General features: G+C 59.0%; 22 protein-coding genes. 5 read left to right on the top strand and 17 right to left on the bottom strand.

Annotation, left to right across the window (positions count from 1 at the left end):
* Window positions 1-69 precede the first annotated feature (69 nt).
* Together fabA and fabB are read left to right on the top strand one after the other, a co-directional pair.
* The gene (fabA, locus tag MA884_RS16780) at window positions 70-585 is read left to right on the top strand and encodes a 3-hydroxyacyl-[acyl-carrier-protein] dehydratase FabA (RefSeq protein WP_003204400.1); all 516 of its coding nucleotides are present in this window, start codon (window positions 70-72) and stop codon (window positions 583-585) included.
* A gap of 11 nt (window positions 586-596) precedes the next feature.
* Window positions 597-1,817 carry a beta-ketoacyl-ACP synthase I gene (fabB, locus tag MA884_RS16785; RefSeq protein ID WP_256231556.1) on the top strand — a complete coding sequence of 407 codons (1,221 nt, stop codon included), beginning with the start codon at window positions 597-599 and terminating at the stop codon, window positions 1,815-1,817.
* 190 nt (window positions 1,818-2,007) lie between these two features.
* Here fabB and MA884_RS16790 read toward each other — a convergent pair whose 3' ends face one another.
* Entirely contained in the window at window positions 2,008-2,472 is a 465-nt protein-coding gene (locus MA884_RS16790; protein WP_256231557.1) for a DUF3859 domain-containing protein, read from the bottom strand.
* Window positions 2,473-2,600: 128 nt separating this feature from the next.
* Window positions 2,601-3,560 carry an amidohydrolase family protein gene (locus MA884_RS16795; RefSeq protein WP_305519125.1) on the bottom strand — a complete coding sequence of 320 codons (960 nt, stop codon included), beginning with the start codon at window positions 3,558-3,560 and terminating at the stop codon, window positions 2,601-2,603.
* A 184-nt stretch (window positions 3,561-3,744) separates the two neighbouring features.
* Between MA884_RS16795 and MA884_RS16800 the strand changes: the two genes are divergently transcribed.
* Window positions 3,745-4,605 carry a pirin family protein gene (locus MA884_RS16800; protein ID WP_256231560.1) on the top strand — a complete coding sequence of 287 codons (861 nt, stop codon included), beginning with the start codon at window positions 3,745-3,747 and terminating at the stop codon, window positions 4,603-4,605.
* A gap of 130 nt (window positions 4,606-4,735) precedes the next feature.
* On the opposite strand, the gene MA884_RS16805 is transcribed toward MA884_RS16800, so the two are convergent.
* From MA884_RS16805 to MA884_RS16820, 4 genes are all read right to left on the bottom strand, one after another.
* Window positions 4,736-5,464 carry a dienelactone hydrolase family protein gene (locus MA884_RS16805; RefSeq protein ID WP_256231561.1) on the bottom strand — a complete coding sequence of 243 codons (729 nt, stop codon included), beginning with the start codon at window positions 5,462-5,464 and terminating at the stop codon, window positions 4,736-4,738.
* 69 nt (window positions 5,465-5,533) lie between these two features.
* A complete protein-coding gene (gene htpG, locus MA884_RS16810; RefSeq protein ID WP_256231562.1) occupies window positions 5,534-7,438 on the bottom strand; it encodes a molecular chaperone HtpG in 1,905 nt (634 codons plus the stop codon).
* Window positions 7,439-7,525: 87 nt separating this feature from the next.
* Complete coding sequence (locus MA884_RS16815) at window positions 7,526-7,987, bottom strand: PaaI family thioesterase (protein ID WP_256231563.1); 462 nt, start codon at window positions 7,985-7,987, stop codon at window positions 7,526-7,528.
* Entirely contained in the window at window positions 7,984-8,460 is a 477-nt protein-coding gene (locus tag MA884_RS16820; protein ID WP_256231564.1) for a PaaI family thioesterase, read from the bottom strand. The genes MA884_RS16815 and MA884_RS16820 overlap by 4 nt, the downstream gene beginning before the upstream one ends.
* Window positions 8,461-8,617: 157 nt before the next feature.
* Between MA884_RS16820 and MA884_RS16825 the strand changes: the two genes are divergently transcribed.
* A complete protein-coding gene (locus MA884_RS16825) occupies window positions 8,618-8,881 on the top strand; it encodes a hypothetical protein (RefSeq protein WP_256231565.1) in 264 nt (87 codons plus the stop codon).
* Window positions 8,882-8,955: 74 nt separating this feature from the next.
* Here the strand turns inward: MA884_RS16825 and MA884_RS16830 are convergent, their stop codons facing one another.
* From MA884_RS16830 to sdhC, 11 genes are all read right to left on the bottom strand, one after another.
* Window positions 8,956-9,693, bottom strand: coding sequence for a DUF599 domain-containing protein (locus MA884_RS16830; protein ID WP_256231566.1), 738 nt, complete (start codon window positions 9,691-9,693; stop codon window positions 8,956-8,958).
* Between the two features lie 282 nt (window positions 9,694-9,975).
* Window positions 9,976-11,289 (bottom strand): branched-chain amino acid transport system II carrier protein, encoded by a 1,314-nt coding sequence (brnQ, locus tag MA884_RS16835; protein ID WP_256231567.1) that lies wholly within the window; start codon window positions 11,287-11,289, stop codon window positions 9,976-9,978.
* Between the two features lie 400 nt (window positions 11,290-11,689).
* Complete coding sequence (sucD, locus tag MA884_RS16840; RefSeq protein WP_014339581.1) at window positions 11,690-12,574, bottom strand: succinate--CoA ligase subunit alpha; 885 nt, start codon at window positions 12,572-12,574, stop codon at window positions 11,690-11,692.
* Complete coding sequence (sucC, locus tag MA884_RS16845) at window positions 12,574-13,740, bottom strand: ADP-forming succinate--CoA ligase subunit beta (RefSeq protein ID WP_003179235.1); 1,167 nt, start codon at window positions 13,738-13,740, stop codon at window positions 12,574-12,576. Before sucC ends, sucD begins: the two co-directional genes overlap by 1 nt.
* 196 nt (window positions 13,741-13,936) lie before the next feature.
* Window positions 13,937-15,382, bottom strand: coding sequence for a dihydrolipoyl dehydrogenase (gene lpdA, locus MA884_RS16850; RefSeq protein WP_256231568.1), 1,446 nt, complete (start codon window positions 15,380-15,382; stop codon window positions 13,937-13,939).
* 105 nt (window positions 15,383-15,487) lie between these two features.
* Window positions 15,488-16,711, bottom strand: a complete 1,224-nt coding sequence (gene odhB / locus MA884_RS16855; protein ID WP_256231569.1) for a 2-oxoglutarate dehydrogenase complex dihydrolipoyllysine-residue succinyltransferase — start codon at window positions 16,709-16,711, stop codon at window positions 15,488-15,490.
* A gap of 42 nt (window positions 16,712-16,753) precedes the next feature.
* The gene (locus MA884_RS16860) at window positions 16,754-19,585 is read right to left on the bottom strand and encodes a 2-oxoglutarate dehydrogenase E1 component (protein ID WP_256231570.1); all 2,832 of its coding nucleotides are present in this window, start codon (window positions 19,583-19,585) and stop codon (window positions 16,754-16,756) included.
* A 262-nt stretch (window positions 19,586-19,847) separates the two neighbouring features.
* A complete protein-coding gene (locus MA884_RS16865) occupies window positions 19,848-20,552 on the bottom strand; it encodes a succinate dehydrogenase iron-sulfur subunit (RefSeq protein ID WP_256231571.1) in 705 nt (234 codons plus the stop codon).
* Between the two features lie 11 nt (window positions 20,553-20,563).
* Window positions 20,564-22,336: a succinate dehydrogenase flavoprotein subunit gene (gene sdhA, locus MA884_RS16870; protein ID WP_256231572.1), complete on the bottom strand. Its 1,773-nt coding sequence runs from the start codon at window positions 22,334-22,336 to the stop codon at window positions 20,564-20,566.
* A 3-nt stretch (window positions 22,337-22,339) separates the two neighbouring features.
* Window positions 22,340-22,708 (bottom strand): succinate dehydrogenase, hydrophobic membrane anchor protein, encoded by a 369-nt coding sequence (gene sdhD, locus MA884_RS16875; RefSeq protein WP_256231573.1) that lies wholly within the window; start codon window positions 22,706-22,708, stop codon window positions 22,340-22,342.
* Window positions 22,702-23,076, bottom strand: coding sequence for a succinate dehydrogenase, cytochrome b556 subunit (gene sdhC / locus MA884_RS16880; protein ID WP_256231574.1), 375 nt, complete (start codon window positions 23,074-23,076; stop codon window positions 22,702-22,704). Before sdhC ends, sdhD begins: the two co-directional genes overlap by 7 nt.
* 364 nt (window positions 23,077-23,440) lie before the next feature.
* Here sdhC and gltA point away from each other — a divergent pair, with 364 nt between their 5' ends.
* Window positions 23,441-24,730 (top strand): citrate synthase, encoded by a 1,290-nt coding sequence (gene gltA, locus MA884_RS16885; RefSeq protein WP_003204440.1) that lies wholly within the window; start codon window positions 23,441-23,443, stop codon window positions 24,728-24,730.
* Window positions 24,731-24,913: the final 183 nt, after the last annotated feature.

Genomic DNA, 24,913 nt, shown 5'->3' on the forward strand with positions numbered 1-24,913 from the left:
GGCATGAACGCTTCGATCGGCCGGGAAGATTTGCCCCACCCTGCCGCATGGGACTATTGAGGAGCTCGCATGACCAAACAAAACGCCTTTACTCGGGAAGACCTGCTGCGCTGCAGTCGCGGTGAGCTGTTCGGCCCAGGTAACGCGCAACTGCCCGCCCCGAACATGCTGATGGTGGATCGCATCACCCATATCAGCGAAGAGGGTGGCAAGTACGGCAAAGGTGAATTGGTCGCCGAGCTGGATATCACTCCTGACCTGTGGTTCTTCGCCTGCCACTTCGAAGGTGATCCGGTGATGCCGGGCTGCCTGGGCCTGGATGCCATGTGGCAATTGGTCGGTTTCTTCCTCGGCTGGCAAGGCCTGCCGGGCCGCGGTCGCGCCCTGGGTTCGGGCGAAGTGAAGTTCTTCGGTCAGGTTCTGCCGACCGCCAAGAAGATTACCTATAACATTCATATCAAACGCGTCCTCAAGGGCAAGCTGAACATGGCCATTGCCGATGGTTCAGTGGCTGTGGACGGTCGCGAGATCTACACCGCCGAAGGCCTTCGGGTCGGCGTTTTCACCTCCACTGACAACTTCTAAGGGTTATCCGCATGCGCCGCGTCGTTATCACTGGTCTGGGCATCGTTTCGTGCCTGGGCAATGACAAAGAGACCGTCTCCGCTAACCTGCGTGCAAGTCGCCCTGGCATCCGGTTCAATCCGGAATATGCCGAAATGGGTCTGCGTAGCCAGGTTTCCGGCTCCATTGACCTTCCCCTCGAAGAGCTGATTGATCGCAAGATCTACCGTTTCGTCGGCCATGCGGCGGCTTACGCCTACCTGGCCATGAAGGACGCCATCGCTGACTCCGGCTTGACCGAAGAGCAGGTGTCCAACCCGCGCACTGGCCTGATCGCCGGTTCTGGTGGTGCCTCCACCTTGAACCAGATGGAAGCGCTGGACATCCTGCGCGAAAAAGGCGTCAAGCGCGTCGGCCCGTACCGCGTCACGCGGACCATGAGCAGCACCGTTTCCGCCTGCCTGGCCACGCCATTCAAGATCAAGGGCCTGAACTACTCCATCGCCTCTGCCTGCGCCACCAGTGCTCACTGCATCGGTACCGCCATGGAACAGATCCAGATGGGCAAGCAGGACATCGTGTTCGCCGGCGGCGGAGAAGAAGAACACTGGAGCCAGTCGTTCCTGTTCGACGCCATGGGCGCCCTGTCCAGCAAGCGCAACGACACCCCGGAAAAAGCTTCCCGCGCCTACGATGCCGACCGTGACGGCTTCGTCATTGCTGGCGGCGGCGGCATGGTGGTGGTCGAGGAGCTGGAACACGCTCTGGCCCGTGGCGCGAAAATCTACGCGGAAATCGTTGGCTACGGCGCCACTTCCGATGGCTATGACATGGTCGCTCCTAGCGGCGAAGGCGCCATCCGCTGCATGCAGATGGCCATGTCCACCGTTGACACGCCCATTGACTACCTGAACACCCACGGCACTTCGACCCCGGTCGGTGACGTCGCGGAAATGAAAGGCGTGCGTGAAGTGTTCGGTGCCAACGCCCCGGCCATCAGTTCCACCAAGAGCCTGTCGGGTCACTCCCTGGGCGCCGCCGGCGTTCACGAAGCGATCTACTGCATGTTGATGATGGAAGGCAACTTCATCGCCGGTTCGGCCAACATCGAGGAACTGGACCCGGAAGTGGCCGACCTGCCAATTCTGACCAAGACTCGCGAAGACGCCAAAATCGACACCGTAATGAGCAACAGCTTTGGCTTCGGCGGCACCAACGCCACCCTGGTACTGAAGCGCTGGCAGGGCAAGTAAGCCCCGCCGCAACGCCACACAAAAAAACGCCCCGACCGGTTCGGGGCTTTTTTTTGCCTGGCAAATATGCCTGTTCAATGTGGGAGCGGGCTTGCTCGCGAATGCGGTGTGTCAGCTGACAAATATGCCGCCTGACACACCGTATTCGCGAGCAAGCCCGCTCCCACATGAGGCCTATAGTGGATGGAGTTCAGCGCACGACAAACCGTTGCTGCGCCAGCAATCGATCGCCCTGGAACACCATGAACCGCCACTCCCCCGGCACCACTTCGTGGCTTTCGGTGAATTCGTAGGCCATCACATCCTGAGGCGCGCCGGGCACCAGTTTCTGGGTGACTTCGAATTTATCGTGGCGCACGCCATCGGGGGTGCGAATGCCTGGGGTGAAATACAACAAGGTCAATGGCTGGTCGTCAGCCACCTTGTCCGCCAAGCGGTAGCGCAGACCGAACTTGGTGCCCAGCTTGGCCGGTACACTTTCAGTCTGCCGGATCTGCTCGTTGCTGCGACGCAGAACCCGCTCCCCCGATTGCAGTTCGGCTTGAGACCCTTCGAAGATGCCGTACTCCACCGGGCCTTCCACACGGACTTCTGCCTGGGCCAGGCCGCAGACCGACAACAACGCGACCAGTGCGCTTGAACGGGTGAGATGCATAGTGCGCTCCTTGATTGAGATGAGCGCGAGGGTATGACGCGGGGGTGACAGGCTGATGACAAGGCGATGGTCACCTTGTGCACTGAGAGCTTCTGTGGGAGCAAAGCTTGCTCGCGATTGCAATACCTTCATCGCGGGCAAACCTTGCTCCCACATAACACCGCCAGGAAATTATCCCGAGCCACTTTCCTCGCCACGCTTTCCGGTAGCGCATCCAGGAACGGATCGAAGCTGCGTAACTCCTTACCGACCTTGTCGAAACGTCCCACTACATCCGACCCCAACATGAAGCGCTCCGGAAAGCGCTCCACCAGCTTGGTCCACGCCTCGCGGGGCTTGCCCGCCTCGTCCAGCAAGTACGGCGTGAGCACGCTCCAGGACAGGTCTATGTACAGGTTCGGATAGGTCTCCAGCATCCGGGTCAGCGTCGGCAATAGAAAATCCAGCCGCGTCTGATGACGATGGATCTCCATGCTGGTGCCGGCATGGGCCCAAATGAACCGCGTGTGAGGATGGTTGCGCAGCGGCTCTTCAATTTCCGGCAAGTACAGCGCATTTTTCTCCCGCTTGGAGGTGATGTTGGAATGCAGCAGCACCGGCAGATCGTTCTCTGCCGCCAGATGATAGATCCGCGTCATGGCCTCGTTGTTGGCCCGCGGGGTATCGCCCGAAGTCAGCGCCGTCAGGTCGTCATGGCGGGTGAACACCTCACCGATGCCTTGCCACAACCCCGGATAGAGATCGAGCATGCGCTGGATATGCATGGCGGAGTTCTTGTCGTTGGGGTTGAAGCCGGACAAAAAAGGATGAAAGTGCTGGCGTTGTTCAGCGGTCAACTTGCTCACCGCCGCCGCGACAATCACATCGGTGGCGCTGTACCAATAGGCATCCGCATCGTCACCGGCGTAGTAACGCGGGCGTTTTGGCTCGTCCTCATGCCATTTTTTTGCCACCGGTATGCCGGAAATCATCACATGCTCGATGCGATTGTCGGCCATGGCCTTCAGTAGCTTGGGCATGCCGGCGGTTTCCTGAAAAAAATCAACGTAATGCAGGTGCGCATCACTGTAGGCATATTCACGGGCCATGACGCCGCTGCTCGAAACGGCCAGCAGCCAGGCGAAGATCAGACGGGTCAAGGGCACGGGGGGACTCCAGAAGGCTATGAACAGGATAGACCCCGACCGTCCCGTCCGGGTTCACGGCCCATGTGCCGCAAGATGTCACAGCGGGTTATGCTTTGCCCATCCGTTATTCAACCTGGAAGACATCATGATCACGCCCCTGACCATTCGCCCACGCGCAGAAGATGTGGAAGGCCAGCCGATTCTTCGCCCGCTGCCATCCGCTAAGTGTCGCAGCGTCGGACCGTTCGTATTTTTCGACCACATGCTGAAAACTTCCTACAAGGCCGGTCAAGGCATGAACATTCGCCAGCACCCCCATATCGGTCTGTCCACACTCACCTACCTGTTCGAAGGGAAACTCCAGCACAAGGACAGCCTTGGCTCCGATCAAGTGGTAGACGCAGGGGACGTCAGCTGGATGACCGCGGGCAGCGCCATTGCCCATGTCGAGCGCACGCCCGAGACACTGCTGGGCAGCGATTTCGTCATGCACGGTTTGCAAGTCTGGCTGGCCTCGCCCCAATCCCACGAACAGGGACCTGGACACTACAGCCATCATCCGGCACACACCCTGCCGGTCAGCGATAACCTGGGGGTAAAAATCCGGATGATCGCCGGGTCGGGTTTTTGCCTGGAATCGCCAGTCCCGACACTGTCCCCTACCCTGTACGCCGAGCTGCACCTGCAGACCGCGACGACATTGCTGGTTCCCACCGAGCATGAAGAGCGGGCACTGTATGTACTGAGCGGTGAGGCGCTATTGGATGGCGAGCCGGTAGAAGCCCATTCCCTGGTGATATTGCCAACAGGGGAAGAGATGACACTGTTCGCCGACAGCGACTGCCATGCGGTGCTGTTCGGCGGCGCGCCGCTGGATGGGCCACGTCGGATCAACTGGAATTTCGTCTCCAGCGATCCTGCGCGAATAGACGAAGCCCGCCGGCGTTGGGCGGCCGGGGACTGGCCGACCGTGCCGGGGGAAAGTGAGCGGATCGAATTGCCCTAGATTGGATGCCATTGAACCTGTGGGAGCCGAGCTTGCTCGCGATGCGGTGTGTCAGTCGGTATTAATGCTAATTGATACACCGCTATCGCGAGCAAGCTCGGCTCCCACAGGGTTCTGCTTCAACCCAACCTCAGCCCCTGAGCACTTCATCCAGCAAATTATGCATCGACCTGAACGCCCGTGCGGCAACCTTGGCGTCGTACATCATCTTGCCCGGGACATTAGCCTGTGGATCGGTGAACGAATGCACCGCGCCACCGTAGCTCAGCAGTTGCCAATCCACCCCGGCGGCGTTCATTTCGTCTTCGAAGGCCGGCAGTTGCTCCTTGGGCACCAATGGGTCCGAGGCACCATGCATGACCAGCACCGCCCCCTTGATGTTCTGCGCATCCGCCGGATCGGGTGTGTCCAGGGTGCCATGGAACGAGATGGCGGCCTTCAACTGTGCGCCTGTGCGCGCCAGCTCCAGGGAGCAGCAACCACCGAAGCAGAAGCCGAACGTGGCAAGTCTGGACGCATCGACCTGCGCCTCACCCTGACTTTGCAGCTGCTCGAATGCCGCCTGCATGCGCTTGCGCAACAAGGCACGGTCATTCTTGAGCGGCATCATCGCGGCCCCGGCTTCATCGGCATTGGTCGGGCGCACGTCCTGGCCGTAAAGATCGGCGATCAACACAACATAGCCGTTGGCCGCCACCGACTTGGCGATTTCCTCGGCCCCCGCCCCTACGCCCATCCAATTGGGCGCCATCAACAAACCCGGGCGCGAGCCCTGCTGGCTTACGTCGAAGGCCAGGCGGCCTTCATAAGTTTGACCATCGATCTGATACACCAACGAACGAACCATAACCTGACTCATGACGGACTCCTCTTGAAACGGAACACCAGAAATGAAAAAACCCGCCGAAGCGGGTTTTCCTGCACTTGATTAAGCTGACAGTTCAACCAACAGCTTGTTCAGGCGGCGTACGTAGGCCGCCGGGTCCTTCAGGCTGTCACCCGCCGCCAGGGCGGCCTGATCGAACAGGATGTGCGACAGATCGCCGAAACGCTCTTCGCTCTGCTCGTTGTCGAGCTTATCCACCAGCGGGTGGGCCGGGTTGAATTCAAAGATCGGCTTGGAGTCCGGGACTTTCTGGCCGCTGGCTTCAAGGATCTGCCGCATCTGCAGGCCAAGGTCCTGTTCACCGATGGCCAGGATCGCCGGGGAGTCCGTCAGGCGGTGAGAAACCCGCACTTCGCTGACGGCATCGCCCAGGGCCGTCTTGATCCGCTCAACCAGGCCTTCCTTGCTCTTGGCGACTTCTTCGGCAGCTTTCTTGTCTTCTTCCGAATCCAGGTTACCCAGGTCCAGATCACCACGGGCCACGTCGACAAAGCTCTTGCCGTCGAACTCGCTGAGATAGCTCATCAGCCATTCGTCGATGCGGTCGGTCAGCAGCAGCACTTCGATGCCTTTCTTGCGGAAGACTTCCAGGTGCGGGCTGTTCTTGACCTGTGCATAAGTTTCACCGGTCAGGTAGTAGATCTTGTCCTGGCCTTCCTTGGCGCGGGCCAGGTAGTCAGCCAGGCCAACGATCTGCTCGCCATCGTCACCCTGGGTGGAAGCAAAGCGCAGCAGGCCAGCGATTTTTTCTTTGTTGGCGAAGTCCTCGGCAGGGCCTTCCTTCATCACCTGGCCGAAGTTCTTCCAGAAGCCCTTGTACTGCTCGGGCTCGTTTTTCGCCAGTTTTTCCAGCATGTCCAGGACACGCTTGGTCAGTGCCGACTTCATGGAGTCGATGATCGGGTCTTTCTGCAGGATTTCCCGCGAAACGTTCAGGGACAGGTCATTGGAATCGACCACGCCCTTGATGAAGCGCAGGTAGAGCGGCAGGAACGATTCGGCCTGGTCCATCACGAACACACGCTGCACGTACAGCTTCAGGCCGCGTGGGGCTTCGCGCTGGTACAAGTCAAATGGCGCACGGGCCGGCACGTACAACAGCGAGTTGTACTCCAGCTTGCCTTCGACCTTGTTGTGGCTCCAGCTCAGCGGGTTCTCGTAATCGTGAGCGATGTGCTTGTAGAACTCCTGGTATTCCTCATCTTTCACCTCAGTGCGTGGACGGGTCCACAGGGCACTGGCGCGGTTGACGGTTTCCCACTCCACTTCAGGCTTTTCTTCGCCTTCGGCCGCGGTCACTTCCTTCGGCAGCTCGATCGGCAACGCGATATGGTCGGAGTACTTCTTGATGATGTTGCGCAGGCGCCAGCCATCGGCGAATTCGTCTTCGCCAGACTTGAGGTGCAACACGATGCGGGTGCCGCGATCAGCCTTATCGACGGTGGCGACTTCAAACTCGCCTTCGCCCTTGGACGACCAATGCACGCCTTCGCTTGCAGCGAGGCCGGCACGGCGGCTGAACACTTCGACCTGGTCAGCGACGATGAACGCGGAATAGAAACCGACACCGAACTGGCCAATGAGGTGAGAGTCTTTTTTCTGGTCGCCGGAGAGGTTCTTCATGAAATCGGCGGTGCCGGACTTGGCGATGGTGCCCAGGTGAGTGATCACCTCTTCGCGGCTCATGCCAATGCCGTTGTCTTCGAGGGTGACGGTTTGGGCGTCCTTGTCGAAGCTCACGCGGATTTTCAGTTCGGCGCCGCCTTCCAGCAACTCTGGCTTGGACAGGGCTTCGAAACGCAATTTGTCGACAGCGTCAGAGGCGTTCGAAATCAGCTCGCGAAGGAAAATTTCCTTATTCGAATACAGCGAGTGAATCATCAGGTGCAGCAGTTGCTTCACCTCGGTCTGGAAGCCCAGGGTTTCCTTTTGAGTTTCCACGCTCATGGTCATCAAACTCCAAGTGGATGGTGGTGTCCGCCTCGCTGAGATTGGCGGCGGGATGTCCTCAAGGTGGGGGCAACGGTGATGATTTCAAGGGCAATGCGTTTTTGAAGACTCCTGAACCTTGAAATGCGCCCGGGCGGTGGCAATGGGCTGGGCCTCGACTTCCTGCCAGGCAGTGATCGCGACATTGGCTACCCGTCGCCCCTGGCGCCAGACCTGGCATCTGGCATAAGTGTCACGAAACTGCCCGGCGCGCAGGTAATCCAGGGAAAAATCGATGATTTTCGGCACGCCCGTCGCACGGGTGGCAATCAGCAGATACACCGCGGCCGACAACTCCATGAAACCGGCGATGACGCCGCCGTGGATGGCCGGCAATAAAGGGTTACCAATGTTGTCCTTGTTGGCCGGCAGGCGAAACAGCAGCTCCTCGCCCTGACGCGAGCATTCGATGCCGATCAGCCGTGCATAGGGAATCGAGGCCAGCAGTAGCGCGTAGTCGCCCCGCTCGCAGGCGTGGCGCAGTTGTTCTTGAGTGATATCGCTCATGGCTTGTCTACGGCAGCCAACGGGCCACCCCTGTTGATTCCCCGAGCGTGCTGGCCCAGGCGCATGAAGGTGCCCACCACATGGGCGATGGGTTGTTCAGGATCATCCTGGTAGGCAAAACCACGGCTGAAGATCACGTCCTGAGTGACCCGATAGCATTGGGCAAAGCCATAGACATCCTTGTTGGGCTCAGCGGCGTGCATGTAGTCGATGCGCAGGTCCAGGGTCGGACATACCTCGAACTGCGGCAACACGCACAACGTCGACATGCCACACGCTGTGTCCATCAATGAGGTCAACGCGCCACCATGGATGATGCCCGTGAGGGGGTTGCCGACGATCTGGGCGCTGTAAGGCAGGATCACGGTCAGCCCCTCGCGACTGGCGCTGTGCAACTTCAAGCCCAGCACCTGACAATGTCGCAGCGCGGACAAAAAGCGTGTCGCACGCTCAAAAACGGGGTCTTGCGCCATTGGATTAACGCCTTTATTAGTGAGCAGACGTGGTAACGGGCACGCCCTGGAAAGTTCCGTTCCCATGCAAAGTTATATATCTGTAGCAAAAGAGGAACTTAATCCAAGGGGGGGCGTTCAAAAGGCCAGTAGTTATTTCCATAAGGAGAAACACCCCATGCGTAAGACTTTAGCTATTGCCTTGATGTTGGCCGCCTCCCTCGGTCTCGCTGCCTGCGATAAAAAATCCGAGGACAAAGCTCAAGATGCCACCGAACACGCTGAGCAAGCTCAGGAAAAAATGAACGAAGCACAGGATAAAGTGAACGACGCGGCGAAAGAAAACGCCGAAGCCGCCAAAGATCAGGCCGAATCGAACGAAGCTGCTACACAGGAACAAGCACCTGCAACAGCGCCCGCCACCGCGCCGGCAACCAACTAATACTGTTTGAGCTTAAAAGAAACCCGCCTGGTGCGGGTTTTCTTTTATCTGCAATTTGATAGTTGACTGTTCTGTCAGGCCGGGTCCTTGCCTGCATCAGGCAATGGTGCCTCGGTGGGGGTGTAAACCATGACCTGCAGTACGTCGGAGTGAAACTCCCGGCGGTACAGCACCAACACTACGCCAGCGCTCATCAACATGAATAACCAGGGGCTGACGAACCACGCCAACATGGTCATGCCGAAATAATAAGCGCGCAGGCCAAAATTGAACTGGTTGGCCGCCATGGAGATCACCCGCGCAGCCCGAAGCGCGAAGGCCTTGCGCTCCTGCGCCGATACATGTCGCTCGCCGATCATCGGCGCCGACCCCACCAGAACCGCCGCGAAGTTGTATTGGCGCATGCACCAACTGAAGGTGAAGAAGGCATACACGAACACCAGCGCCAGGCACAGCAACTTGGCCTCCGACATGCCCTGGGACGCCTGCTGCACCAGCGGCAGGTCGGCCAGCAACGACACCGCACGGTCGGACGCCCCGAGCACCGTCAGGATGCCCGCCAGGATGATCAGCGTGCTGGAGGCGAAGAATGACGCGTTGCGCTCCAGATTGCCGATCACGCTGGCATCGGCGATACGGTTTTCACGCAGCAGCATGCGGCGCATCCAGTCTTCGCGATACAAGTGCATGACGCTGGCCAGACAGGCCGTATCGCGGGCTTTCAACAACGCATAACGGGTGTAGCCGCCCCAGCAGACGACGAACCAGACCGCGGCAAGAAGATGGATCAGATTGGCTTGGATGAATGACATGTAATTCCTTATCTGACGAAGAACATGGAGCGACTTGCGATTGACCCTGTGGGAGCGAACCTGCTCGCGATAGCGTCAGGTCAGTCTCGAGGTGGCAGATATCTACAGCTATCGCGAGCTGGCTTACTCCCACAGGTTCGGCGTAAGCCTTTCAAGACAATGCTTCGACGTTAGTCCAAGGAAAAAGACACTGCATCCGCGCCATAAAAAAATGCCCCGTATCGATTGATACGGGGCATTTCTTTTTAACCGGCGGGCCCGCTCGTGGCAGGCCGCGGCAACTCAGGCCAGCGCTTCGCTGCGCTTGCCCAGCAGACGATCACATACCAGCGCCACCGCCAGGGTCATCACCGACGGCACGAGCCACGCCAGGCCCTGCTCACTCAATGGCAGGTGAGCCATTTGCGTCGGCATCCACTCCGCCAGTCCGGCGCCTTTAAGCGCATCGATCAGGCCAAACAGGAATGACACCAGCATGACCGGGCCGACAATGCGCCCCTGTTCATGCCAGAAATCCTTGCAGAAGCTCAAGGCCACCAGAGCAATGCACGGTGGGTAAATCGCGGTCAGGACCGGGATCGAGAAAGCGATCAGCTTAGTCAGTCCGAGGTTCGACACCAGCAGCGAAAACGCCGCCAGGATGACCACCAACGTCTTGTACGACAGCGGCAAGACACGACTGAAGTACTCGGCACAGGCGCACGTCAGGCCCACTGCGGTGACCAGGCACGCCAGGGAAATCAGCACCGCCAGGAAACCGCTGCCCAGGCTGCCGAACGTGTGTTGCACATAGGCATGCAGCACCGCCGCGCCGTTGCTCGCGCCCGCGGCCACTTCATGGCTGCCTGACCCCAGACGGAACAGACTGACATAGACCAACGCCAGGCCGACCCCGGCGATCAGCCCGGCAATGATGGCGTAGCGGGTGATCAAGGCCGGAGACTCGACACCACGAGAACGGATCGCGTTGACGATGACGATGCCAAACACCAATGCGCCCAGGGTATCCATGGTCAGGTAACCATTGATGAAGCCTTGGGAAAACGGCGCGGCCTCGTATTGAGGGGTCGCCACGCCGATATCGCCGGCGGGCAAGGCAAACGCGGCAATGCCAAGCACAGCCAGGGCAATGATCTTCAGCGGGGCAAGGAATCGCCCGACAGTGTCCAGCAAGCGGCCTGGATAGAGCGAGATGAAGAACACCAGCAGGAAATACACCGCACTGTAGAGAAACAGCGCCAGCGGGCTTTCACCGGTCAACGGCGCCAGCCCGACTTCGAACGAGACAGTGGCGGTGCGCGGGGTGGCGAACAGCGGCCCGACGGCCAGGTAGCACACAGCCGCCAGCAGGCCACCGGCAACCTTGCCGATAGGACTGCTCAAGGCATCCATCGCCCCACCGACCTTGGCCAGCGCAACGACCGTGATGACCGGTAGCCCGACCGCCGTGACCAGAAAGCCCAGCGCCGCCATCCAGACGTGAGGCCCGGACTGCAAACCGACGATAGGCGGGAAGATGATGTTGCCAGCCCCAACGAACAGGGCAAATGTCATGAAACCAAGCGCCAGGATGTCCTGGCCTTTCAACACTTTCATTTAAGGAAACCACACTGCTGAATCGGAATTTAGAGAGGGACTTCCCTTGAGGGTGGAGGGAAATGCTGCCGATCCGTATAAGACCAACCCGTTTAGCGCACCGCGTCCTTGTGAGCCACGGTCGCAAAAATGGCGGCTAGCCTAACGAATTAGTGCGAATAACGCACTATTACGGGGCAAACTATCCGATACACGACATTTCCGTGTCGCGTTTATGCATCTAAATGGTTGGCGACTGTAATTCCATCATCGCGAGCAGGCTCGCTCCATCATTGAAATATTCAACTGTGGGAGCGAGCCCGCTCGCGATGAGGCCCTGACTGACGCCACATAATTCCGAAAACGACAAAGGCCACCCGAAGGTGGCCTTTGTTGCTGGAACAAAAAAGTCAGCCGAAGCTTACTTCTTCATTTCCCAGCCAGTCAGCTCGGCCAGGGCCTTGCCGATGTCTGCCAGCGAACGCACGGTTTTCACGCCTGCGTCTTGCAGAGCGGCGAATTTCTCGTCCGCAGTGCCTTTGCCGCCAGAGATGATTGCGCCAGCATGGCCCATGCGCTTGCCCGGAGGAGCAGTCACACCCGCGATGTAGGAAACAACCGGCTTGGTCACGTTAGCCTTGATGTAGGCAGCCGCTTCTTCTTCAGCCGAACCGCCGATTTCACCGATCATGACGATCGCTTCGGTCTTCGGGTCTTCCTGGAACAGCTTCAGGATGTCGATGAAGTTGGAGCCCGGGATCGGGTCACCGCCGATGCCGACGCAAGTCGACTGACCGAAACCGGCGTCAGTGGTCTGCTTCACAGCTTCGTAGGTCAGGGTGCCGGAACGGGAAACGATACCGACCTTGCCTGGCAAGTGAATGTGACCTGGCATGATGCCGATCTTGCATTCGCCTGGAGTGATCACGCCTGGGCAGTTAGGGCCGATCAGGGTGATACCCAGCTCGTCGCACTTGACCTTGGCTTCCAGCATGTCGATGGTCGGGATGCCTTCGGTGATGCAGACGATCAGCTTGATGCCGCCGAACGCTGCTTCAAGGATGGAATCCTTGCAGAAAGGAGCCGGAACGTAGATCACGCTGGCGGTAGCGCCAGTGGCAGCAACAGCGTCTTTGACGGTGTTGAAGACAGGCAGGCCCAGGTGCTCGGTGCCGCCCTTGCCCGGAGTTACGCCGCCAACCATCTTGGTGCCGTATTCCAGAGCTTGCTGGGTGTGGAAACTACCTTGCGAACCGGTAATACCCTGGCAGATAACCTTGGTGTCTTTATTGATCAGGACGCTCATTATTTGCCCTCCGCAGCTTTAACGACTTGTTGAGCAGCGTCGGTCAGGCTGGTAGCAGCGATGATGTTCAAACCGCTTTCTGCCAGTACTTTAGCGCCCAGCTCAGCGTTGTTGCCTTCGAGGCGAACAACAACCGGGATTTTCACGCCGACTTCTTTCACGGCGCCGATGATGCCTTCGGCAATCATGTCGCAACGAACGATGCCGCCGAAGATGTTGACCAGTACTGCAGCGACGTTGGTGTCGGACAGGATGATCTTGAACGCTTCGGTTACGCGTTCCTTGGTAGCACCACCGCCCACGTCGAGGAAGTTGGCTGGCTTGCCGCCATGCAGGTTGACGATGTCCATGGTGCCCATGGCCAGGCCAGCACCGTTGACCATGCAGCCGATGTTGCCTTCCAGGGCCACGTAGTTCAGTTCGAACTTGGCAGCGTGCGCTTCGCGCGGATCGTCTTGCGACGGATCGTGGAAAGTCTTCAACTTAGGCTGACGGTACATGGCGTTGGCGTCGATGTTGATCTTGGCATCGAGGCAGTGCAGATCGCCGTCGGCCTTGATCACCAGCGGGTTCACTTCCAGCAGCGCCAGGTCGTGGTCCTGGAACAGCTTGGCCAGGCCTACGAAGATCTTGGCGAACTGAGTGACCTGCTTGCCTTCCAGGCCCAGCTGGAATGCCAGCTCGCGACCCTGGAATGGCTGGGCGCCAACCAGTGGATCGATGGTGGCCTTGAGGATTTTCTCAGGGGTATCGTGAGCGATTTTCTCGATATCCACGCCACCTTCGGTGGAAGCCATGAACACGATACGGCGGCTCGAACGGTCAACGACAGCGCCCAGGTACAGCTCTTTAGCGATATCAGTGCACGATTCAACCAGGATCTTGGTGACTGGCTGACCGTTGGCGTCAGTCTGGTAGGTCACCAGACGCTTGCCCAGCCACTGCTGTGCGAAGGCTTTGGCGTCTTCTTTGCTGCGAACCAGCTTGACGCCGCCCGCTTTACCGCGACCACCGGCGTGAACCTGGGCTTTGACAACCCATTCGCTGCCGCCGATTTTGTCGCAAGCTTCTGCTGCCGCTTCCGGGGTGTCTACCGCATAGCCGGTGGATACTGGCAGGCCGTACTCAGCGAACAGCTGCTTACCCTGATACTCGTGAAGATTCATGCTTATTACCGTCTTCGTTAGGTACTGCGCATTCGGTGCTGCACCGTTATGGTGCCGCACCACCTGTGACTGCTGCTTGCGTAGCGTTCCAGTTGACCGGTGCCGCTACGCAAGGCTGCGTCCAGCGGATATTCCGCGGTGAGTCTTGCTCGCAAGGCTCACGACGGGCCATACCGCCGTGGTTTCTTATTGTCTATTAACGCTTTTTGCGGTTGGCCACGTGGATGGCGCCGCCATTTACGGCCAGGGCCGCTTCGTGCAAGGCTTCGGACAGGGTTGGATGGGAGAAGACCATCATGCCCAGGTCTTCAGCGCTGGTGCCGAATTCCATACCGATCGCGCCTTGCTGTACCAGCTCGGCCGCGCTTGGGCCAATGACGTGAACGCCCAATACGCGATCCGTCTTGGCGTCAGCGATGACTTTCACGAAACCACCGGTATCGTTGGCTGCCATGGCACGGCCACTGGCGGCAAACGGGAAGGTGCCGACGTTAACTTCAACGCCCTCGGCTTTCAAGGCCTGCTCGGTTTTACCGACCCATGCGATTTCCGGGTGGGTGTAGATAACCGACGGGATCAGGTCGTAGTTGATCTGGGCTTTGTGGCCCTTGATGCGCTCGACCACCATGATGCCTTCTTCGGACGCCTTGTGCGCCAGCATCATGCCACGTACGACGTCACCGATGGCGAAGACGCCCGGTACGGTGGTGGCGCATTGATCGTCAACCTGAACGAAGCCGCGCTCGTCGATTTCCACGCCGCTATCGGCAGCCAGCAGGTCAGTGGTCACTGGACGACGGCCGACTGCAACGATCAGCTTGTCGAAAGTGATGGTCTGTTCGCCGTTGGCGTCGGTGTAGGTCACCACGACTTCTTCGCCGTTGACCTTGGAACCGGTCACGCGAGCGCCCAGTTTGATGTCCAGGCCTTGCTTGGTCAGGGTTTTCAGTGCTTCCTTGGAAACCGCAGCGTCGGCGGCCATCAGGAAGGTGTCCAGCGCTTCAAGGACAGTCACTTGCGCGCCCAGGCGCGACCAGACCGAACCCAGTTCCAGACCGATCACACCCGCGCCGATCACGCCCAGGCGTTTTGGTACGGATTGGAACTCCAGAGCGCCGGTCGAATCGACGATCACGTTCTGGTCCACCGGAGCCGGAGGAATGTCGATCGGACGCGAGCCCGGTGCCAGGATGACGTTCTCGGCTTCGATCACTTCAACCGAACCGTCTGGCTTGGTCACTTCGACTTTCTTGCCCATCAGCAGCTTGCCGTGACCCTGGATCGAGGTCACACCGTTGGCCTTGAACAAGGTAGCAACGCCGGAGGTCAGGCCTTTGACGATGTTGGCTTTGCGGCCAACCATGGCAGGTACGTCAATGGTGACGCTTTCGCGGTTGACACCGCCAATGCCGTGGATGGCCAAGCCATCCTGCGCTTCATGGAACTTCCAGGAGCTGTCCAGCAGCGCCTTGGACGGAATGCAACCGACGTTCAGGCAAGTACCGCCGAGGGCCAGCTTGCCCTCCTTGTCGGTGTATTTCTCGATGCAGGCAGTGGTGAGGCCCAGTTGCGCAGCCTTGATGGCCGCTACGTAGCCGCCAGGGCCCGCACCAATCACTACCACGTCGAATTTCTGAGTCATAAAAGGTTCCTTTTAGCTGCAAGCTACAAGCCGCAAGCTGCAAGTTGAAAGCCCGCACAGCTCGCCTGAGCTTGTGGCTTGTCACTTGCAGTTTGCAGCTGCTTTTTAAATATCCAGGAGCAGACGAGCCGGATCTTCAAGCAGGTTCTTGATGGTGACCAGGAAAGTCACGGCTTCTTTACCGTCGATCAGGCGGTGATCGTAGGACAGCGCCAGATACATCATCGGACGAATCACGACCTGACCATTGATCGCCATCGGGCGTTGCAGAATGTTGTGCATGCCCAGGATCGCCGCTTGTGGCGGGTTGACGATCGGGGTCGACATCATCGAACCGAATGTACCACCGTTGGTGATGGTGAACGTACCGCCGGTCATCTCTTCGATGGACAGCTTGCCGTCACGGGCCTTCTTGCCGAAGGTGGCGATGCCGCCTTCGATTTCAGCCAGGCTCATCAGTTCGGCGTTACGCAGGACCGGAACCACCAGGCCACGGTCGCTGGAGACCGCGACACCGATGTCGGCGTAGCCGTGGTAGACAATGTCAGAACCGTCGATCGACGCGTTGACGGCCGGGTAGCGTTTCAGCGCTTCGGTGGCAGCCTTGACGAAGAACGACATGAAGCCCAGGCGTACGCCGTTGTGGCTCTTCTCGAACAGGTCCTTGTACTTCGAACGCAGGGCCATGACTTCGGTCATGTCGACTTCGTTGAACGTGGTCAGCATCGCCATGTTCGACTGGGCTTCAACCAGACGCTCGGCAACCTTGGCGCGCAGGCGGGTCATCGGAACGCGTTTTTCAACGCGATCACCGGCAGCGAACACCGGAGCGGCAGCGGCAGGCGCGGCAGCCTTGGCTGGCGCAGCGGCCGGAGCGGCTTTCTTGGCGGCAACCGCTGCAACCACGTCTTCCTTGGTCACACGACCACCCTTGCCGGTGCCGGCAACGGAAGCGATGTTGATACCGTTCTCTTCAGCAAGCTTGCGGGCAGCGGGAGCGGCGACTGGATCGTCTTCGCCGCCAGCGGCAGGAGCAGCAGCCTGAGCGGCGGCCGGTGCGGCAGCGGTCGCCGGAGCAGCGGCAGCAGCGCCGCCCGCTTCGATGGAGCCCAGCACTTCGGCCGACAGTACGGTTTCGCCTTCGTTCTTGATGATGGCGCCCAGGACGCCATCAGCTTCGGCCAGTACTTCCAGGACAACTTTGTCGGTTTCGATGTCGACGATCAGTTCGTCGCGCTTGACCGCGTCGCCCGGTTTTTTGTGCCAGGTGGCAATCGTGCCATCGGCAACCGATTCCGGGAAAGTGGGGGCTTTGATCTCGATAGCCATTATCTGTGGTTCCTTAAATTCGGTTTCAGGTGCGCGAAGGCATTAAACGGTAAAGGCATCTTGCAGCAGTTTTTCCTGCTGCTCGGCGTGCATCGATGCATAACCACAAGCAGGTGCAGCAGAAGCGTCACGGCCGGCGTACTCAAGTACGAGCGACTTGTTGTGACCGCTGATGATGCGGCGCATGTGATGTTGGCTGCAGTACCACGCACCCTGGTTCATCGGCTCTTCCTGACACCAGACGATGTGCTTCAGGTTTTTGTACGGAGCCAGAACTTCGATCAGGTCGTCCTCGGGGAACGGGTACAGCTGCTCGAGACGCACGATGGCGATATCGTCACGGCCTTCGGCACGGCGTTTTTCCAGCAAGTCGTAATAGACCTTGCCGCTGCACAGAACCACGCGACCGACGTTGGCCGGATCCTGAGCGTCGATTTCCGGGATAACGGTCTGGAACGAGCCTTCGGCCAGGTCTTCCAGAGTCGAGATCGCCAGCTTGTGACGCAGCAATGACTTCGGTGTCAGCACTACGAGCGGCTTGCGCAGCGGGCGAATCACCTGACGGCGCAGCAAGTGGTAGATCTGAGCCGGGGTCGTCGGTACGCACACCTGAATGTTGTGCTCGGCGCACAGCTGCAGGTAACGCTCCAGACGCGCCGAAGAGTGCTCCGGCCCCTGCCCTTCATAACCGTGTGGCAACAGCATGGTCAGACCGCAGAGACGGCCCCACTTGTGCTCGCCGCTGGTGATGAACTGGTCGACAACCACCTGGGCACCGTTGGCGAAGTCGCCGAACTGGGCTTCCCAGATCACCAGCGCATTCGGCTCGGTGGTGGAGTAGCCATATTCGAACGCCAGGACGGCTTCTTCGGACAGCAGCGAATCGTACAGGTCGAAACGTGGCTGGCCTTTGTACAGGTGTTGCAGCGGGATGTAGGTGCTGGCGTCTTTCTGGTTGTGCAACGCCGCGTGGCGGTGCGAGAAAGTGCCGCGGCCTACGTCCTGGCCGGTGATACGCACAGGGTGACCTTCGAACGCCAGGGTCGCGTATGCCATGGTTTCGGCATAACCCCAGTTGATCGGCAGGCCGCCGGCTTGCATCTTCTGCCGGTCTTCGTAGATTTTCGCGACCTGACGCTGAACCACGAAGCCTTCCGGAATTTCCAGCAGCTTGGCGGACAGTTCCTGCAAGGTCTTGAGATCAAAACGGGTGTCGTGACGAGCAGTCCAGGCGTGACCCAGGTACGGGCGCCAGTCCACGAACAGCTCTTTGTTCGGCTCTTTGACCAGGCTTTTTACAACATGCAGGCCGTTGTCCAGGGCATTGCGATATTCATCGACTTTTTCCTGAACACGCTCAGCGTCCAGCACACCGTTCTGGGTCAGGCGCTCGGCATACAGCTCACGGGTGGTGCGCTGCTTGGCGATCTGCTGGTACATCAGAGGCTGGGTGCCGCTAGGCTCGTCGGCCTCGTTGTGGCCGCGACGACGGTAGCAGACCAGGTCGATCACCACGTCACGCTTGTACTGCATGCGGTAGTCGATGGCCAACTGGGTCACGAACAGCACGGCTTCCGGGTCATCGCCATTCACATGGAGAATCGGTGCCTGGATCATCTTCGCAACGTCGGTGCAGTACTCGGTGGAACGCGAGTCTTCCGGGTTGCTGATGGTGAAGCCGACCTGGTTGTTGATCACCAGGTGAACGGTACCGCCGGTCTTGAAGCCGCGGGTCTGCGACATCTGGAAGGTTTCCATGACCACGCCCTGACCTGCGAATGCAGCGTCACCGTGGATGGAAATCGGCAGGACTTTTTCGCCAGTCGGATCGTTGCGACGATCCTGGCGGGCACGGACCGAACCCTCGACCACCGGGGAAACGATTTCCAGGTGGGACGGGTTGAAGGCCATCGCCAGGTGAACTTCGCCACCGGTGGTCATCACGTTGGAGGAGAAACCCTGGTGATACTTGACGTCACCGGAGCCCAGCTCGACCTTCTTCTTGCCTTCGAACTCGTCGAACAGCTCGCGCGGGTTCTTGCCGAAGGTGTTGACCAGCACGTTCAGACGGCCGCGGTGGGCCATGCCGATGACGACTTCCTTGGTGCCGTAGGAACCGGAACGCTGGATCAGTTCGTCCAGCAGCGGGATCAGGCTTTCGCCACCTTCCAGGCCGAAACGCTTGGTGCCCGGGTATTTGGTACCCAGGTACTTTTCCAGGCCTTCGGCGGCAGTGACGCGCTCGAGCAAGTGGCTCTTGACGTCAGCGGAGAAGGTCGGACGGCCACGAACGCTTTCCAGACGCTGCTGGAACCACTGGCGCTGCTCGGAATCGACGATATGCGTAAATTCGGCACCGATGGTGCGGCAATATGTCTGCTGCAACGCTTCGTGAATTTCGCGTAGGCTCGCTTCCTCTTTGCCGATGAACAGGTCGCCGGCACGGAAGGTCGTATCAAGATCGGCATTGGTCAAGCCGTAATGAGTGATCGACAGGTCTGCAGGTGCAGGACGCTGCCACAGCCCCAGCGGGTCCAGCTGGGCTGCCTGGTGGCCGCGCATCCGGTAGGCCTGGATCAGTCGCAGCACTTCAACTTGCTTCTTCTCGTGCTCACTGCTCACGCTGCCGGCAGATACCGGTTGGGCGCGGCGCTGGTTCTTTGCCAGCAGCACGAAATGATCGCGAATTGTCGAGTGCGAAACATCAGTGGCAGAGTTACCGTCAGCCGGCAACTTCTGAAAGTAGGTGCGCCACTCTTCTGGCACAGCGTTAGGGTCGTGCAGGTAGAGCTCGTAGAGCTCTTCCACATAGGCAGCGTTACCACCGGAGAGGTGGGCACTGTTCCACATGCGCTGCATCACGCTTTCTTGCATGCTTGGTCACCCTCGATTTGGGGAACACCATCGGCGAAAACACCGAGCAAACTTGCAGAAGTCCGAATGCAGCGACCAAAACAAGCCACTTAGGATCACGCTGATAGTCCGGGTACCAGCCCGGATGCCCCTGCTTGTCTCATTTCTTCAAAATAAGAACTGCCGCTTTGTGAGCGGCGGTTCTGGTTATAGCCAGGACGCGGGTTGAAGCCCACGCCCCGGCCTTTACGGGTACAGCGGTTCTACGGGTACAGCAGCTGAATCACACGCCGCTTTGCAGCAGCATGATACGTATGTGACCGATGGCCTTAGTCGGGTTCAGGCCTTTCGGGCAGACGTTGACGCAGTTCATGATCCCGCGGCAGCGGAATACGCTGAACGGGTCATCCAGTGCAGCCAGACGCTCGGACGTCTTGGTGTCACGGCTGTCTGCCAGGAAGCGATACGCTTGCAGCAGAGCGGCCGGGCCCAGGAATTTGTCCGGGTTCCACCAGAAGGATGGGCACGACGTCGAGCAGCAGGCGCACAGGATGCACTCGTACAGACCGTCGAGCTTTTCACGCTCTTCCGGGGACTGCAGACGTTCGATGGCCGGGGCCGGCGAATCGTTCTGCAGGAATGGCTTCACCTTCTCGTATTGCTTGTAGAAGATGCTCATATCGACGACCAGGTCACGAATGACCGGCAAACCTGGCAGCGGACGGACAACCAGCTTGTTGCCCTTGACCACGGCGGACAGCGGCGTGATACACGCCAGGCCGTTCTTGCCGTTGATGTTCATGCCGTCGGAGCCGCAAACGCCCTCGCGGCAAGAACGACGGTAGGAAAAACCTTCGTCCTGCTCTTTGATCAGGGCCAGCACGTCCAGCACCATCAGGTCTTTACCACCGGTATCAACCTGGAAATCCTGCATGAACGGCGCGGCGTCCTGATCAGGGTTGTAGCGATAAACACTGACTTGCAACATGGCGGCCACCCTTAGTAAGTCCGGATCTTGGGTTCAAACGTCGGAACGGTCTTCGGCGAGAAGTTCACCGCACGCTTGGCGACACGTTTTTCACCCGGGAAGAACAAGGTGTGGCACAACCAGTTTTCGTCATCACGGTCTTCAAAGTCTTCGCGGGCATGGGCACCACGGGACTCTTTGCGCACTTCTGCCGCGATGGCGGTGGCTTCGGCCACTTCCAGCAAGTTCTGCAATTCCAGCGCTTCGATACGTGCAGTGTTAAACGCCTGCGACTTATCGTTGATCTTCACGTTGGCGATTCGTTCACGCAATTGCGCCAGCTGAGCGATACCCTTCTGCATGTACTCGCCGGTACGGAACACACCGAAGTAGTTCTGCATGCAGTTTTGCAGCTCGCGACGCAGGGTCGCCACGTCTTCGCCTTCGGCACGCTCATTCAGAGCGGACAGACGCGCCAGGGCGGCCTCGATATTGGCGTCGGTGGCATCGTCATACTCGATACCGTCGGTCAGCGCTTTTTCCAGGTGCAGGCCGGCAGCACGGCCGAATACCACCAGGTCGAGCAGCGAGTTGCCGCCCAGACGGTTGGCACCGTGAACCGATACGCAAGCCACTTCACCCACTGCGAACAGGCCAGGGATGATTTCGTCCACACCTTCGGCGTTCTGGGTCATCGCCTGGCCGTGAATGTTGGTGGCAACGCCGCCCATCATATAGTGGCAAGTTGGAACCACTGGAACCGGTGCAACCACAGGGTCGACGTGAGCAAACGTCTTCGACAGCTCGCAAATGCCTGGCAGACGGCTGTGCAGCACTTCCTCGCCCAGGTGGTCGAGCTTGAGCATCACGTGATCGCCATTCGGACCGCAACCGTTGCCGGCGATGATCTCTTTCACCATCGACCGGGCAACCACGTCACGACCGGCAAGGTCCTTGGCGTTCGGAGCATAACGCTCCATGAAACGCTCGCCGTGCTTGTTGATCAGGTAACCGCCTTCACCGCGGCAACCTTCAGTAACCAGTACGCCGGCGCCGGCGATGCCGGTTGGGTGGAACTGCCACATTTCGATGTCTTGTACCGGCACACCAGCACGCAGGGCCATGCCGACACCGTCACCGGTGTTGATCAGGGCATTGGTGGTGGACGCGTAGATACGGCCTGCACCGCCGGTCGCCAGTACGGTGGCCTTGGCGCGAATGTAGGTGGTTTCGCCGGTTTCGATGCAGATCGCGATCACGCCGACGAAGGCGCCGTCTTCGTTCTTCACCAGGTCAACGGCGTAGTACTCGTTCAGGAACGTGGTACCGGCTTTCAGGTTGCCCTGGTACAGGGTATGCAGCAGTGCGTGACCGGTACGGTCGGACGCCGCGCAAGTACGCGCAGCCTGGCCACCCTTACCGTAATCCTTGGACTGACCGCCAAACGGACGCTGGTAGATACGACCTTGCTCGGTACGCGAGAATGGCATGCCCATGTGGTCCAGTTCGAAAACTGCGGCCGGACCTTCCTGACACATGTATTCGATAGCGTCCTGGTCACCGATGTAGTCGGAACCCTTGACGGTATCGTACATGTGCCAGCGCCAGTCATCGTTCGGGTCGGCCGAAGCGATGGCGCAGGTGATGCCGCCCTGGGCGGAAACAGTGTGCGAACGGGTCGGGAAAACCTTGGTGATCACGGCAGTCTTGTGACCGCCCTGTGCCAGTTGCAGCGCTGCGCGCATGCCGGCACCGCCGCCACCAATAATGATGGCGTCAAAAGAAATCGTAGGAATGTTAGCCATGAATCAGATACCCCAAAGAATCTGCACACCCCAGACGAAGTACGCAAACATCGCGACGCCGCATACTGCCTGGAAGAGGAAACGTACGGCAGTCGCCGACTTGCCGAACGCCATCGGCGTCAGGTAGTCGGTCGCGATGGTCCACATACCGACCCAGGCGTGAGCGCCCAGTGCGACAAGCGCCAGCAGACTGAAGATACGCATCCAGTTGTTTGCGAACAGTTCATACCATTGGGCATAGCCAAGGCCAGGGTTTGCTACGACATATCCGATCAGGAAAATGAAGTAAGCCGCGAGAACGACCGCAGACACACGCTGCGCCATCCAGTCATAGAGGCCCGAACGCGAAAGGTTCGTGACGTTGGTTACCATATCCAGACTCCTGCCAGAACGATTACCACCACGGAAACGGCGATAACGATTTTCGAGCCCAGCTTGCCGCCTTCCAGCGTATCACCGATGCCCATGTCCATGATCAAGTGGCGCACACCGGCAACCAAGTGATACAGCAAGGCGGACAGGATGCCCCAAATCACTAGCTTGGCTAGCGGACTGGTCAGACACGCCTTCACCTGACCGAAGCCTTCTTCCGAGTCGAGCGACTTGTCCAATGCATAAAGCATGATGGCCAGGCTGACGAAGAGAATGACACCGGAGATACGGTGAAGAATGGACGTGTAAGCAGTGACTGGGAGTTTGATGGTCCTTAGGTCTAGGTTTACAGGTCGTTGGCTTTTCACGGCTTTTTTTCACACTGAAGAGCCCCTAACAATCAGGGCAAAGTTGTTGGGGCGCGCACTGGTCAGGTACTCACCACCCAGGGAGTGACGACCCCCAAGAAAGCAGGCCCAAAAGCCCCTGGCGGTCGGTGGCCGAGTATAGACAGTTAGGCTACTAATGACAACGCGTTCACCTTCCCCTAATAGCGCATTGCACATATGAAGCAAAAGGCGTAAACGGCAGGCAATTTCGCGGAAAAAGTCCGGTTAAAGCCTTCTGGAGCAAGACTTTAGGCAAATTGACATTCGAATTTATCTCACTATAGTGGTGCGGGCCCTGCGTGGGGGGTCTGTCTGATGATTCCAAGCATTAATAGGAGGCCACATGGCTGACAAAAAAGCGCAGTTGATCATCGAGGGCGCAGCCCCCGTCGAGCTGCCCATTTTAACCGGCACCGTTGGTCCCGATGTAATCGACGTACGGGGCCTGACGGCCACGGGCCGTTTCACCTTTGACCCGGGTTTCATGTCGACCGCTTCGTGCGAGTCGAAGATCACCTATATCGACGGCGACAACGGCATCCTGCTGCACCGCGGCTACCCGATCGAGCAACTGGCCGAAAAATCGGACTACCTGGAAACCTGCTACCTGCTGCTCAACGGCGAGCTGCCAACCGCAGAGCAAAAGGCCCAGTTCGTCAGCACCGTGAAGAACCACACCATGGTTCACGAACAGTTGAAGACCTTCTTCAACGGCTTCCGTCGCGATGCCCACCCGATGGCCGTCATGTGCGGCGTTGTCGGCGCCCTCTCGGCCTTCTACCACGACTCCCTGGACATCAATAACCCCCAGCATCGCGAAATCTCCGCGATCCGCCTGGTGGCGAAGATGCCGACCCTGGCAGCCATGGTCTACAAGTACTCCATGGGCCAGCCCATGATGTACCCGCGCAATGACCTGACTTATGCAGAAAACTTCCTGCATATGATGTTCAACACTCCGTGCGAGATCAAACCGATCAGCCCGGTGCTCGCCAAGGCCATGGACCGGATCTTCATCCTCCACGCCGACCACGAGCAGAACGCCTCCACGTCCACCGTGCGCCTGGCAGGCTCCTCGGGTGCCAACCCGTTCGCTTGTATCGCCGCCGGTATCGCCGCACTCTGGGGCCCGGCCCACGGCGGTGCCAACGAAGCGGTACTGACCATGCTCGATGAAATCGGCGATGTCTCGAACATCGACAAATTCATCGCCAAGGCCAAGGACAAGAACGATCCGTTCAAGCTGATGGGCTTCGGTCACCGGGTCTACAAGAACCGCGACCCGCGCGCCACCGTCATGAAGCAGACCTGCGACGAAGTGCTCAAGGAACTGGGGATCAAGAACGATCCGCAACTCGAACTGGCCATGCGCCTGGAAGAGATCGCCCTGACCGACCCGTACTTCATCGAGCGCTCGCTGTACCCGAACGTCGACTTCTACTCGGGGATCATCCTCAAGGCGATCGGCATTCCAACCAGCATGTTCACCGTGATCTTCGCCCTGGCGCGGACCGTGGGCTGGATCTCCCACTGGAAAGAAATGCTCTCCAGCCCGTACAAGATCGGCCGCCCGCGCCAGTTGTACACCGGCTACGAGTCGCGTGACATCACCCAACTGGAAGACCGCAAGTAAGACCTGCCTTGCGATAGGTACCAAGCTTCACCAAAACGGCCCCCGCTTCTTATATAAGAGCGGGGGCCGTTTTGTTTGTGCCTCTCCCCATCTTCTTCGCCCGGTCCGACGCCATCGCGAGCAGGCTCGCTCCCACAGGGGAATGCATTTCAATGTGGGAGCGAGCCTGCTCGCGATTGGGCG

It is taken from the genome of Pseudomonas sp. Q11 (genome assembly GCF_024494355.1).
GTDB classification, from domain to species: domain Bacteria; phylum Pseudomonadota; class Gammaproteobacteria; order Pseudomonadales; family Pseudomonadaceae; genus Aquipseudomonas; species Aquipseudomonas hefeiensis.